Raw genomic sequence first — 14,246 nt, forward strand, 5'->3', positions numbered from 1 at the left:
GACGCTGGGCTTTGACAATTCTTAAATACGAGGCGTCGGGACATGGTGTAGCGAGGAGCCGCCAAAACAGCTTCAGGGCACCGTGAAAGCGCGGCAAGCATGCGCGCCGAACCGCCACCAGACGCGCCGCGATGACCCCGCTCCGCGATAAACACCAAAACGAAGACTTCTGTTCGTTTGACGTCAGCAACCTTCAAGAGACCGTTGACCACCAAGGGGGCAACTCAAGATGAAAACTGCACTGCGCCGCATCCTTTCCGAATCAGCCCGTCTCGACGTTTCGCCGGACACCCTGGCCGACGACGCCGATCTATACGCCGCGGGCTTGTCCTCGCTCGCGACCGTGCATCTGATGCTCGCCATCGAAGATGAATTCGGCATTGAAATTCCGGACCGCATGCTCACGCGCCGGCTGTTCTCGAGCATCGATTCAATGGCCGCCGCGGTCGTCGAACTGCAACAGGCGAAGGCGGCAGCATGAACGCCCCGCTGCTGGACAGCGCCGCGATGGCGGCACCGCTCGCCGATGCTGCCACGGAGCAAGCCGCCGTCGCAGGCGTCGTGCTGAGCGCGGTGGAAACCGAACCCGGCTGGCGCGCCGCGGCGCAACGCTGCGCCGCCGTGGCCACCCAGTTCGCCGATGCGGTGGACCGCGAAGCGCGCTTTCCCCGCGAAGCCTTCGAGGCGCTCAAGCGCGAACGTTTGTTGTCGGCGATGGTGCCGGCCGCCTTCGGCGGCGCGGGGCTTTCGCTCGCGGATGTCGGTGCGATCTGCGAAACGCTCGCGCAAGGCTGCGCCTCCACCGCGATGGTGTACGCGATGCATCAGATTCAGGTGGCCTGCATCGAGGCACACGGCAGCGAGTCGGCGTGGCACCGGCAGTTGCTCGCGCAACTGGTTGAGCATCAATGGCTGCTGGCTTCGGCGACGTCTGAAGAGACCATCGGCGGCAATATGCGCACCAGCGCCTGCTCGGTCGAACTCGACGGTGAGCCCGGCAAGCAGCGCTTTCGCATCGAAAAGCTCGCGCCGACGATTTCCTACGGCGCGCACGCCGACGGCATTCTCGTCACCGCGCGCCGCACTGCCGAATCGGCCGCGGCCGACCAGGTGCTGATCGTGGCGCTACGTGAAGCAACGCAACTGGAAAAACGCGGCGGCTGGGATTCGATGGGCATGCGCGGCACCTGCAGCGAGGGCTTCCGGCTCGTCGCTACGGGTCTCGCCGAGCAGATCCTGCCGACCCCCTTCGCCGATATCGCCGATCAGACCATGCTGCCGGTCTCGCACACGCTGTGGGCCTCGGTATGGACGGGCGTAGCCAGCGACGCGGTGAACCGCGCGAAAGCCTTCTTCCGCGCACAGGCCCGCTCGAAGCCCGGGGCGATTCCGCCGGCTGGTTTGCGCCTCGCCGAGGCGGTCGGCCTACTGCAGATGATGCAGGCGCGCCTCTCGGTCGCGCTCGAAGCGGCGCGCACCGCGCACCACGCGAAACACGGCGGCTGCCAGGCCGATGCGCCGCTCTCGGCGATGCTCGGCTTCGCCTCCGACATGAACACGCTGAAGACCAGCATCTCGACCACCGCACTGCAAGTCGTGCAGGAAGTACTGATGATCTGCGGCATGGCGGGTTACAAGAACGGCACGGAATACAGCGTGGGACGGCATCTGCGCGACCTGTACTCCGCGCCGCTGATGATCAATAACGACCGTATTGCGCAGAACACGGCGAGCCTGTTGCTCGCGCAGCGTCCTGCCGCCCCGGGGAGAGCCTGACATGAACACGATGACCGATACCGCCGCACTGGCCGCTGCAACGGCCGCAGCCGCTCAGGAAACCGCGGCGCCGACTTTCCGCGACGAACTGCTGGCAGCGGGCCTGCTGATCGATACCGGCGAAAACGGCTTGTATGGCCGCAGCCAGATTTTCGAAGATGTGGTGGAACGTCTGAACGTAGCGATCACGCATCTGGGCGCGGACCAGCAACCGGAAGTGCTGCGCTTTCCGCCGGCGATGCGCCGCACCGATTTCGAAGACAGCGAATATCTGAAGAGCTTTCCGAATCTCGCCGGCACGATCCACTCGTTCTGCGGCAACGACATGGGCCACCAGCGCCTGTTGCGCGCGCTCGACGACGCGATGACCGACAGCGACGACGATCGCAGCGACGAATGGATGGCGCAGCAGAAACCGACCCGGGTGGTGCTGACACCGGCGGCCTGCTATCCGATCTATCCGGTGGTGGCGCGGCGCGGTCCGCTGCCCGCCGACGGCCGCACCATCGACGTGCTGTCGTACTGCTTCCGCCACGAACCCTCGCTCGATCCGGGCCGCATGCAGATGTTCCGGCAGCGCGAGTACGTGCGCCTCGGCAGCGCCGACCAGGTGATGGCGTTCAGGCAGATGTGGGTCGAACGCGGCTCGCTCCTGATCACGCTGCTGCAACTGCCGGTGGAAGTGGACCTCGCCAACGATCCGTTCTTCGGCCGCGGCGGCAAGATCGTCGCCGATAGTCAGCGTGCTCAGGCGCTCAAGTTCGAACTGCTGATTCCGGTGGCCGACCCGCGCGGCAAGACGGCGTGCCTGTCGTTCAACTATCACATGGAGCACTTCGGCGCGATCTGGAAGATCGCCTGCGAAGACGGCGCGGTGGCGCATACGGGCTGTGTCGGCTTCGGCATGGAGCGCATCACGCTCGCGCTGTTCCGCCATCATGGGCTCGATGTCAACGCGTGGCCGGACGACGTGCGCGCGCTCTTGTGGGGCGACACCGCGGGGCGCGTGGCGCAAGGCATGCAGACCATGCAAGCGGCGGCCGCGATGACTGCGCAGAGCGCCGGAGAGAGCGCATGAATCCATCCCTGATCCCCGTGCCGAAGGGCGTGCAATCCGCCTTCGCGTTGCCCCGGCGGCTCGACCCGCCGGCTCAAGGCGGTGTGACCCCGCCCGCAACGGCGCTGCGTCAGCACGCGCCGCATGCGTTGCATCAGGGCGAGCGCGTGTGGCAGGAGACCAACTGCTACGTCGACCTGTGGATCGAACTGCTGCACGGCTTCGGGCTCGATCCGCGCGCGGCGCTCGGCTTTACCGTCACCCAGGACTTCGAAGGCGATCAGTTCACCTTCTTCAAATTCCCGCTCGAAGACCTCGAACGGCTTTACGGCACCCAGGTGCAGGAACTGGCGATCTACGACTCGCTCGAAGCCCGCGTGCTCGCGCAAACCTCGCGCGGCCACACGGTGCTGGTGGAAGTGGACGGCTATTACCTGCCGAATACGCGTGCCACGTCGTATCGGCGCGAGCATCCGAAAACCACCGTGGGCATCGACTTCATCGATCCGCCCGCGCGCCGCCTCGGCTATTTCCACAACACCGGCTATCACCTGCTCGAGGGCGTTGACTACGACGGCGTGTTTCGCAAGCTGCCGCAATTCGCGCAACAGCCCGACCTGCTGTTTCCGTATGTCGAATTCGCCAAGCAGTCGCGGCCCGCGCTGGAAGGCACCGCGCTCGCCGAAGCATCGGCGGAATTGTTGTGCGCGCATCTGGGCCGGCGGCCGCTGACCAATCCGATCTCGCAGTGGCGTGCCGCGTTTCCCGCGCATCTCGACATGTTGCTCGAGCGTGGTGAGGCGTTCTTTCACCCGTACTCGTTCAACCTGATGCGGCAGCTCGGCGCGAACTTCGAGTTTCTCTCGAAGTATCTGCTGTGGCTCTCCGCGCAAGGCTTCGAGATGCCCGCGTCGATTCCGGCGGCGGCGCAGCGGATCGCGTCGGAATCGATGGTGATGCAGTTCCGGCTCGTGCGGGCCATTGCACGCGGACGCCGCGATACGTGCGAAGACTGTTTCGACGTGCTCGAAAGCGCCTACGAAAATACGCTGCCACCGCTCGCTGCGCTTGTACTGTGACGAGCTCGTTGCGAGCTTCAGGAAAACGCCGTGGATGCGCTGACGACTGACCTGGTATCGGATGAAGGCGGCCCGCTTCCGGCCGCTGCCTCACCCAAGGCCATCTATCAAGACCTGTGGCCACAACAGCTCGATGCCGGCTGGCAGTGCGTGAGCACGCCGGCGGGTGCATGCGCCTCACCCGGCGACTTGCCTGCTGAAGGCTGGCTCGCCGCGCAAGTACCCGGCACGGTGGCAAGCGCGCGCCGTGCCGCGGGTCTCTTTGACGTTGCGAATCCACCACCCCTCGCCTTCGACGATCACTGGTACCGGCTCACGCTGACAGGCATGGGCAAACGCCGTTTGCGCCTGCACGGCCTCGCCACGCTCGCCGAAGTCTGGCTCGACGGCATCAAGCGTCTGGAGTCCGATTCGATGTTCGTCGCGCACGATCTCGATATCGAACTGCACGGCAGCGCAACGCTCGCGCTGTGCTTTCGCTCGCTGACGCCCGCCCTGGCGGCAAAACGCTCACGCGCCCGCTGGCGGCCGCGGCTGGTAACACCGTCCACCTTGCGCAGCGTGCGCACCACCCTGCTCGGCCATATGCCCGGCTGGTGTCCATCGGTGCAGGCAGTTGGACCGTGGCGTCCGGTTGAACTGTTAAGCGATGCGCCGCACGCCTTCGACACGATCGACCTGACAAGCCGTCTTGAAGACGATGACGGCGTTGTTTCGCTCACGCTACATTTCGTGCATCCGCATGACGTCGACAGATGCGCTGCCTCGTTGAATTGCGATGGCATTGTTTCGTCTTTGCAATGGCGCGATGCATATACACTCACCGGCAACGTGCGTGTGCCGCACGCCGAACGATGGTGGCCACACACGCATGGCGAGCCCACTTTATATCCTCTGACGTTTCAGCTCGGTGACGACCCCGCGATTTCTCATTCGTTAGGATCGGTCGGTTTTCGCAGCATCGAAGTGGATCGCAGCGCGGACGGCGCGGGCTTCGCGTTGCGCGTAAATGGCACCCCGGTGTTCTGCCGCGGCGCCTGCTGGACCAGCGCGGATCTCGTCACGCTGGGCGGCACCGAGGCGCAATTGCGCCACGCTTTCGCGCTGGCCCGCGATGCAGGCATGAACATGCTGCGGGTAGGCGGCACGATGGTGTACGAGTCCGACGCGTTCTACGCGCTTGCTGACGAATACGGCCTGCTCATCTGGCAGGACTTCGCGTTGGCGAATTTCGACTACCCCAACGATGCCACCTTCAGCGCCACCGTCGAGCGCGAAGCCACGCAATTTCTGACCCGCACGCGGCGCTTCGCATCGCTCGCGGTGCTGTGCGGCGGCAGCGAAGTCGACCAGCAGGCGGCCATGTTCGGCCTGCCCGCTTCGATGCGCGCGCAACCGCTTTTTACCGAACTGTTACCGGCCATTGCAACGCGCGAACGGCCGGACGTAGCGTATGTGAGCAATTCGCCCTCGGGCGGCGCGTGGCCGTTTTCGACTAACGAGGGCATCACGCATTACTACGGCGTCGGGGCCTATCAACGTCCTCTCGACGACGTGCGCCGCGCGCAGGTCCGTTTTGCCGCCGAATGTCTGGCGTTCGCCAACGTGCCCGATGACGCCACCTTGCACGACGCGCTGGGCACGATCCATTCGCACGATCCGTGCTGGAAAGCTGCGGTCCCGCGCGACCCCGGCGCCGGCTGGGATTTCGACGACGTACGCGACCATTATCTGCAGACGCTCTACGGCGTCGAGCCGGCCCGCTTGCGTTACGAAGACCCTGAGCGCTATCTGGATCTCTCGCGGGCGGTGGTCGCCGAGCTGATGAGCGACGTATTTGCCGAATGGCGGCGCGCCGGCTCGACGTGCGGCGGCGCGCTGGTCTGGCAGCTGCAGGATCTGCGCCCCGGCGCGGGCTGGGGCCTGATTGATGCCACAGGACGGCCTAAAAGCGCCCTGCACGGGCTCGCGGCGACGCTCCAACCCATCCAGCTGGTCATGACCGACGAAGGCCTCAACGGCCTCGATATTCATCTGCTGAACGAACGGGCTGAGCCATTGCACGCGCAACTGGATCTGGTCTGCCTGCGCGAGGGCAGCGTCAAGGTGGCGTCGGCCAGCCGCGCGGTGGAACTGGCGCCGCACGGCACACAGCGTATCGGCGCGGCCGAGTGCCTCGGCCAGTTCTTCGATTTCACCCACGCCTACCGCTTCGGGCCGCGCGCCCACGACGTCACGATTGCGACACTGCGCGATCCGGCGAGCGGCCGGATCGTTTCAGAAGCCGTTCATCTGCCGGAGCGGCGCGCGGGCGAGCGTCACGACCTCGGCCTGACGGTCAGCACCGAACACACCGCCGACGGCTGGCAGCTGGTCATCGAGGCAAAGCGCTTCGCACGCTTCGTTCATATCATTGACGCGCACTACCGCGCCGCGCACGACTGGTTCCATCTGCCGCCGAACCGCCCCTGCATCGTGCCGCTCATCGCCGTTGAAAAACTCGTTGCACACGCATCTAACGTCGCGTTTAAAGCAGACGCAACATGCGCGACTCCCGCGGGCGAAGTCCGCGCGATCAATGCGCTATCCGCCACCTTCTACGGCTGATTGTCTTCCCTGAACTAGCGACCCCTTCGCAACCCGCATAAAACCTCGCGCTGCGCGAAGCCACCTGTCTGGTCTGCGGAATCAGTGTTGGTTCTTTTGCGACTTCCCGCTCTTCAAAAGTGAGACTCCGTACGCGAGCGCACGCAGCGTATAGAACACATCTGAATCAATTCCAACGCATCCCGGACGGCCCCCGATAACGCCCCCCACAACGGCTATTGCATCCGTGAGACAGCCACCGCAAAGCGCTGCTCATCACCCGCTAAGCCAATCCGATCAATGACTTGGGTCGAATAAAAAGATCCTTCGAACGGGTTCTGCGCTAACCAGGCGTTGTGCAGAATTGAAACAAAAAGCCACGTTTGGCTTCGCGCGCCGCTAAGGCTTGGTTCGCTGCGCCGCACCAGGACTCGCTTTCCCTATGGCTGGCACGCTCCTCGCTAAAGAGAAAGCGCAACATCGCGTCGCCGCAACGAGATCTACAAGAACGGCGGTGGCGCATCAGGCCAATACGGGGCCGTTCCTGTCCATCCCTCGCTGCTCGCCAGGCAGCAAAGTTGTTAATTCAAGGATGCAGGCATCGGATCAAAAACACGAAGCCACGCAACGCGCGGCTTCAGCGAGGACCGATCATGTTGACACTTCAATCAGATTTGCACGGCAACCATTTGCTCGGCGCATTGCCGTCCCACGAATGGCAAGCACTTGCCCCCCATCTTGAACTGGTTCATCTGCGCACCGAGCAACTGCTGTGCGATTCAGGTCAACGGATCCATCACGTCTACTTCCCGACCACTGCGATCATCTCGATGCTCTCGACGATGGAAGACGGCAGCTCGGTCGAAATCGCCGCGGTCGGCCGCGAAGGCATGACCGGCGTGCCGGTGCTCACGGGCGGCGAAACCATGCCGAACCGCGTGCAGGTGCAATGCGCCGGCTTCGCCTACCGGATGAGCGCACAGGCGCTCAAGCAGCAATTCGCACGCTCTGATTTCCTGCGCCGCCTGATGCTGCTGTACATGCACGCCCTGCTCACGCAAGTCGCACAAACCGCGGCCTGCAATCGCCACCACGCATTGAACAAGCAATTGTGCCGCTGGTTGCTGATCGAAGTGGATCGCGTGGCATCGAACGATCTGACGGTTACCCAGCAACTGATCGCCGACATGCTCGGCGTACGCCGCGAAGGCATCACCGAAGCGGCCGGCAAGTTGCACGACGAAGGCCTGATTCATCACAGCCGCGGCCACATCAAGATCCTCGATCGCAAAGGTCTGGAAGCGCGCGCCTGCGAATGCTACGGCCTCGTAAAGCGCGAATTCGACCGTCTGCTGCCGCGTCTGCGCCAGGCTGAAACCGTCGAGTAAGCAGCCGGCCTCAAGGCTGCATCGTTCGAATACAGGGTAGATCGTCATGTTCAGGAATACTGCGCGATGCCTCGACGCATTCTTTGTGATTGCGGGCGGGCTGCTCGCTCACGGGATGCGTTTCGCGGCGCCAATGGCGTTGTCCGACACCGAGCGCCTCCTGATCGCGTTTAACTGCGTGCTCATGTTGTTGATGTTTCCCGGCTTCGGCGTCTATGAAACGTGGCGCGGCAAGGCGCTGCCTTCCATGCTGGCGCGAGTGGCCGCCGCGTGGCTGGTCGTGGTCGCCACCGCCCTCGTGCTCGCGTTCACCTTGCATCGCATGGATGCGGTTTCGCGGCTGTGGTTCGGTTACTCCACGCTGATCTCCGGCGCGCTCATCATCGTCACCAAGTGCCTCGTGCACGTGGCGCTGCGCAGCGTGCGCCGGCGCGGCATGAACTTTCGCACCGTCGCGATCGTCGGTGCGCCCGGCTTCTCGCGCATACTGCTCGCGCATCTCGACCATGCGCCGCAAGCGGGCTTCAAACCAGTTTGCGTGTTCGACACCAGCATCGAAGCGGCCGGCACGTACGGCGCGCGTCTCAAGCGCTTGCCGGTGCTGACCGATCTGAATGCGTTCGCGGCCAAGGTGCGCGAAGAGCACGTGAACGAAGTGTGGCTCGCGTTGCCGCTTTCGGAAGAACACACGATCTATCGCTTCCAGCGCATCTTCAGGCATGACTTCGTGAATCTGCGCTTCATACCCGATGTGCGCAGCCTGTCGCTCTTCAACCACGCGCTGGTGGATGTCGTCGGCTTACCGACACTCAATCTGAGCGCGACGCCCCTTTCGTCACCGCAGATGTGGCCCAAGCTGATCTTCGACCGCCTGTTCGCGGTGGCCGCGCTGCTCATGCTCGCGCCCGTGTTCGTCGCGCTCGCGATCGGCATCAAGCTGAGCTCGCCGGGGCCGGTGTTCTTCCGCCAGACCCGCAAGGGCGTGGACGGCCAGCCATTCGCGATCTACAAGTTCCGTTCGATGACCGTGCACCACGAAGCGCACGGCCAACTCACGCAGGCCGCGCGCAACGACGCGCGCGTGACGAAACTCGGCGGCTTCATGCGCCGCACCAGTCTCGACGAACTGCCGCAATTTCTGAACGTGCTGCTCGGCCAGATGTCGGTGGTCGGTCCGCGTCCGCATGCGGTCGAACATGACGATCTCTACAAGGATCAGGTGTACGGCTACATGAACCGCTACCGCATCAAGCCGGGCATTACCGGCTGGGCCCAGGTGAACGGTTATCGCGGCGCGACCACCAAGGTCGAAAAGATGGAGACGCGCGTCAAGTTCGATCTCTTCTACATCCATAACTGGTCGTTCTGGTTCGACATGAAGATCGTGTTCATCACGATTTTCAAGGGCTTTGTCGGCCGCAACGCATTTTGACCATGCCACTCCGGGAACCCTTCGTGAAAGTCTCCGTGATCGTGCCGACTTACCGGCGCACCGCCGATCTCGCACGCTGCCTCGCGGCACTCGAGGCGCAGGAGCGCCACGCCGACGAAGTGATCGTGATCGCGCGCCACGACGATTATGCGACGCTCGACTGGCTGCGCACACGCGAACCGAGCCGGCCCGAGCCGCGCCGCTGGGTCGTGCTGGTGCGGCAGCCGGGCGTGGTCGCGGCCTACAACCTCGGCGTGGACAGCGCGAGCGGCGACGTGCTCTGCTTCACCGACGACGACGCCGCGCCGCATCCCGACTGGATCGCACGGATCGCCCGCGCGTTCGAAAGCGATGCGGCACTCGGCGGCCTCGGCGGCCGCGACATCGTGCATGAACGCAATGGCGTCCTGCAGGGACAAAAGCCGCGTGTGGGCCTCGTGCGCTGGTATGGCCGGACCATCGGCAATCACCATATCGGCCACGGCGCGGCACGCGAAGTGCAGGTGCTCAAGGGCGTCAACATGGCGTTTCGCCGCGAGGCGATCGGCACGCTGCGCTTCGACTCCCGCTTACGCGGCACCGGCGCGCAGGTTCACTGCGAGATGGCCTTCAGTCTGGACGTGCAACGGCGCGGCTGGACCCTGATTTACGACCCGTCGCTGCTGGTGGAGCACTTCCCGGCCCCGCGCAGCGACGAAGACCAGCGTTTCACATTCAACGACGCGGCTTTCTATAACGCGTCATTCAATCTCCGACTCATCATGTGCGAATACCTGACGCCAGCCGGCCGATGGGCGTTCGTCGCGTACTCGACGTTGATCGGCGATCGTGCGGACCCGGGGTTCCTGCGCGCATTGTCATTGGCATTCGAACGCGGCGGCGTGGCACTTGCGCTTCGCAAATGGCGAGTCGGTTTACGCGCAATGCGCGGGGCATGGCAGGAAGCGGCACGCTGACCGATCAGCGCGCCGCTTCACGCGAGGGACCACCAAAAATGACTATGAAAACAATTGCCGCAGGGCTCGCGGCCGCATCTCTATGCGCCTGTTCGCTGGCGCCGGGACCGTATCTGGACACCGACCGGCTGCAGCCGGCTCCTCCGCCGGAGCAGACGGCCGATAAATTTCCGGTCCACGCGATCGACGTCGGCTATTTTCGCCAGCAGCGCGCGGCCGCGGTACCGGCCGCGTGCCCGTTGTCGTGCCTGACGGCGCAGACGCGCGGTGCTTACGATTACCGGCTCGGCATTGGCGACCAGTTGAGCATCATTGTCTGGGATCACCCGGAACTGACCGGCGGCGGCGCGGGCGTGGCGGTGCCGCCGCTGCCCGCCACCAGCGGCACCACGCCTTCACCGGGCCCGACGCAGACGCAGGGCGCGACACCGATCGCGCCGACGCTGACGGGCAGCGGAGAAGGCGGACTGACCGTGCGTGTCGCCAACAACGGCACGATCTTCTTTCCGCGCGTGGGCCGCATCAAGGTGGTCGGCATGAACGCACAACAGGTTCAGGAAGCCCTGACGAAGGGCCTCTCGAGGACGATTCGTAATCCTCAGCTCGACGTGCGCGTGTCGGGTTTCAACAGCCAGTCGGTGCAGGTGACCGGCAACCTGCGCACGCCCGCCTCCGAAGCGATCACCGATGCGCCGCTGACCGTGCTCGACGCGATCAATCGTGCAGGCGGCGCATTGCCCGATGCGGATCTGCAGAACGTGGGCGTGACCCGCGACGGCAAGCGCTACACCGTCGACGTCGCCGCGCTGCTCGAAACCGGCGATCCGCAGCAGAACGTGCTCCTGAAGGACGGCGACATCATCGACGTGCCGGACCGCGCGAATAGCCGCGTGTTCGTGCTGGGCGAAGTCAACAAGCCGACCTCGCTGCCGATGAACCGCGGCCGCCTGACACTCGCCGATGCGCTGACCGGCGCCGGCAGCCTCGACGTCAAAACCGGCGACCCGCGTTTCGTCTACGTGGTGCGCGGCGCCGACAAGACGCTCACGCCCGACGTCTATCAACTCGACATGACCCAGGTCGACGCGCTGATGCTGATGACCAAGTTCGAACTTCAGCCGAAGGACGTGGTGTACGTGCAGGTCTCGAGCGCAGCACGCTTTAACCGCGCACTCGAACAGATCTCGCCGACCCTGCAGGACATCTTCTACACGGTCCAACTGTCCAGATAAATCGCACGCAACGGAGTATCCCTATGAGTACGTACGACATGCTGGACCACGGCCCCGCGCCGAGCAGCGACGAAGATGCGGTAATGCGCGACTTGCTGCGCATGATCATGGATCAGATCTGGTGGGTGCTCGGCATTGCCGGCTGCGTGATTCTCGCCGCGGTGATCTATACGAAGCTCGCCACGCCGGTCTATTCCGCCGACGCCCTGCTTCAGGTCGACCCGCAGAGCAACACCGGCGGCTCGCAAAGCCAGAGCGCCGTGTCATTGATGCCGTCGATCGGCCCGATGCGCACCGACGCGGAAATCGAAATCATCAAGAGCCGCGCGGTGGTCGAGCCGGTGGTCGAGCAGTTCAAGCTGAACTTCAGCACGGCTGCGAAAACCATCCCGGTGCTCGGCCAGATCTCCTCGTGGTTCGCGCGTCCGGGCCATCCGCTCGGCGCCGCCTTCGGCATGAACTCGTATGCGTGGGGCGGTGAGCAATTCGAGGTCGAGTCGATCACGGTGCCGAAATCGCTGGAAGGCGCGCGTCTGACACTGCACGTGCTCGAATACGGCCGCTATGAATTGACCGATCCGTTCGGGCAGCAAGTTCTCACCGGCGTGGCGGGTCAGGAAGCCCACGGCAACGACGTCACGCTGTTCGTCAAGACACTGGTGGCTCGTCCCGGCACCGAGTTCTACGTGACGCGCTTCAACCAGCTGGATGCGGTCGCGGCGCTCTCGTCCGGCTTACAGGTCGGTGAAAAAGGCCGTGACACCGGCGTCGTGCAACTGTCGTACATGGGCACCGATCCGCGCGCGATCACCGCGATCACCAATGCGGTGGCGGCGTCGTATCTGGCGCAACGCACTGAACGCGCGCAGGAAGAAGCGAGCCACATGCTGAGCTTCCTGAACAGTGAATTGCCGCGTCTGCGCGCCGAAGTGCAAAAGACCGAGACCGCCTTGTCGGAATATCAGTCGAAGACCGGTTCGTTCCAGCCGACCCAGGAGGCCGGGGTTTACCTTGCGGGCGGTCTGGACTACGAGAAGCAGATTGCGACGCTACGCATCCAGCGCGCGCAACTGCTGCAGCGCTTCACGGAGGAGAGCCCTGAAGTGCAGCAGATCGACTCGCAACTGGCGGCGATGTCGCGCGAAAAAGCCCGCTTCGAAGATCACTTCAGCACGCTGCCGAGTTCGGAACGCGACGCCCTGGCATTGCAGCGCGATGCCAAGGTCGCCGAAGAAATTTATGTGACGTTGCTGAACAAAACCCAGGAGCTGTCGATTTCGCGTGCCGGCACGATCGGCAACGTGCATATCATCGACCAGGCCTTGGTGCCGTCCCAGCCGGTGCGGCCCAAGTCGGCACTGATCATTTCGGCGGGCACGCTGCTCGGCATCATCGCCGGTGTTCTGTTCGCGTTCTGCCGCCGCACGTTCTTTACCGGCGTGGCCGATCCCGAGTTCGTCGAACGGCGCTTTCAGTTGCCGATCTTCGGCTCGATCGCCTTCAGTCCGGAACAGGCGCGCAGCGACCGTCAGTTGAGCGCCATGCGCAGCGCGGCCCTGCCCGCTCCCAGGTCGACGCCGACGGAGGTGCCGGTGGGCTCGTCGGGCGCCATGCCCCAGCTTCGATCGGGTTCGGCGGTCCGCCAGGGCAGCGTGCCGGTTGGCACCCAAACGGTCATTGCGTCGGGCAAGGCGCCGATGCGGCCGCTGCTGGTGAAGACCCATCCGTACGACTCGACGGTGGAAGACCTGCGTGGGCTGCGCGCGACGCTGCAATTCGGCTTGATCGATGCGCCCAACCGCATCGTGGCGATCACGAGCCCGGCGCCCTCGGACGGCAAAAGCTTCCTGTGCGCGAACCTCGCGGCCTTGATTGCGGAATCGGGCAAACGCGTACTGCTGATCGACGCCGATCTGCGGCGCGGCCGCCTCGCGCAGTATCTCGGCCGCTCGCCCAATGGCGGCTTGACCGAACTGCTGACGGGTCAGGTCGATCTGGAAGTCGCGGCTCGCGCTACGGGCGTGGATGGTTTGCACTTCATCGCGGCGGGTGCTTATCCGCCGAATCCGTCCGAGATTCTGACGTCGTCGCGCTTCAGCGAAATCCTTGCGCGCTTCGAGCAGGAGTTCGATCTGGTGATCGTCGATACGCCGCCGCTGCTGGCGGTGGCCGATGCGGCGGTGATCGCGCATATCGCCGGTTCGACGGTGCTGGTGATGCGCTCCGGCGCTCACACGGAGGGCCACGTGGCCGAAGCGCTGAAGAAGCTGCGGCGCGCGCGGGCCCGGGTAGTGGGCGGTGTGATGAACGCGGTGCCGCTCAAGACCCACAACAAGAATGGCACGTATGACTACGCGTATGCGTATACCTACTCCGCCGGCGATCCGCTCGATACTCACCAAGCACGATAGATCGGTTTAGAAGCTGTTCAACGAAGGGGCTGCACCGGATCGAGGTGCAGCCCCTTTTTATATGCTGGCGGGCAGGTTCGCGCGAAGGGGCGTTGGCGCGTAGTTTATGCGTGCGGACGTCGGCGCGGGGTTCGTGCTCAAGGACGTGTTAGCGCGCAGTTCATGCTCAAGGGCGTTGGCGCGCGGTTCGTGCTTAAGAACGTTGGCGCACGATTCATGCGTAAAGACGTTGGCGCGCCGTTCACAAGCAAGGAACAGGACTGGGACTGACGCGACAAGCGCCAACGCCGGTGGCTTGGCATGCAAGCCGCCGGCGTGGCGTGAACGGA

General features: G+C 64.2%; 10 protein-coding genes. All 10 read left to right on the plus strand.

The window, feature by feature from the left end; genetic code table 11:
• The first annotated feature begins 229 nt into the window (after positions 1-229).
• Positions 230-481 (plus strand): acyl carrier protein, encoded by a 252-nt coding sequence (locus tag P0D84_RS12080; protein WP_179731268.1) that lies wholly within the window; start codon positions 230-232, stop codon positions 479-481.
• Positions 478-1,776, plus strand: coding sequence for an acyl-CoA dehydrogenase family protein (locus P0D84_RS12085; protein ID WP_408336593.1), 1,299 nt, complete (start codon positions 478-480; stop codon positions 1,774-1,776). Before P0D84_RS12080 ends, P0D84_RS12085 begins: the two co-directional genes overlap by 4 nt.
• Position 1,777: 1 nt before the next feature.
• Positions 1,778-2,854: an amino acid--[acyl-carrier-protein] ligase gene (locus tag P0D84_RS12090; RefSeq protein ID WP_408336596.1), complete on the plus strand. Its 1,077-nt coding sequence runs from the start codon at positions 1,778-1,780 to the stop codon at positions 2,852-2,854.
• Entirely contained in the window at positions 2,851-3,912 is a 1,062-nt protein-coding gene (locus P0D84_RS12095; RefSeq protein WP_408336599.1) for a DUF1839 family protein, read from the plus strand. Before P0D84_RS12090 ends, P0D84_RS12095 begins: the two co-directional genes overlap by 4 nt.
• A 30-nt stretch (positions 3,913-3,942) precedes the next feature.
• Complete coding sequence (locus P0D84_RS12100; RefSeq protein WP_408336602.1) at positions 3,943-6,519, plus strand: glycosyl hydrolase 2 galactose-binding domain-containing protein; 2,577 nt, start codon at positions 3,943-3,945, stop codon at positions 6,517-6,519.
• A 632-nt stretch (positions 6,520-7,151) separates the two neighbouring features.
• Positions 7,152-7,886, plus strand: coding sequence for a Crp/Fnr family transcriptional regulator (locus P0D84_RS12105; RefSeq protein WP_028198151.1), 735 nt, complete (start codon positions 7,152-7,154; stop codon positions 7,884-7,886).
• 46 nt (positions 7,887-7,932) lie between these two features.
• The gene (locus P0D84_RS12110) at positions 7,933-9,318 is read left to right on the plus strand and encodes an undecaprenyl-phosphate glucose phosphotransferase (RefSeq protein ID WP_408336605.1); all 1,386 of its coding nucleotides are present in this window, start codon (positions 7,933-7,935) and stop codon (positions 9,316-9,318) included.
• Positions 9,319-9,320: 2 nt separating this feature from the next.
• Complete coding sequence (locus P0D84_RS12115) at positions 9,321-10,274, plus strand: glycosyltransferase family 2 protein (RefSeq protein WP_408336608.1); 954 nt, start codon at positions 9,321-9,323, stop codon at positions 10,272-10,274.
• A 38-nt stretch (positions 10,275-10,312) separates the two neighbouring features.
• On the plus strand, positions 10,313-11,506 hold the full coding sequence (locus P0D84_RS12120; RefSeq protein WP_408336611.1) for a polysaccharide biosynthesis/export family protein: 1,194 nt from the start codon (positions 10,313-10,315) through the stop codon (positions 11,504-11,506).
• Positions 11,507-11,529: 23 nt separating this feature from the next.
• Entirely contained in the window at positions 11,530-13,917 is a 2,388-nt protein-coding gene (locus P0D84_RS12125; RefSeq protein ID WP_408336614.1) for a polysaccharide biosynthesis tyrosine autokinase, read from the plus strand.
• The last annotated feature ends 329 nt before the right edge of the window (positions 13,918-14,246 follow it).

The sequence above is a fragment of the Paraburkholderia sp. RL17-337-BIB-A genome (assembly GCF_046025895.1).
GTDB lineage: Bacteria > Pseudomonadota > Gammaproteobacteria > Burkholderiales > Burkholderiaceae > Paraburkholderia > Paraburkholderia fungorum_C.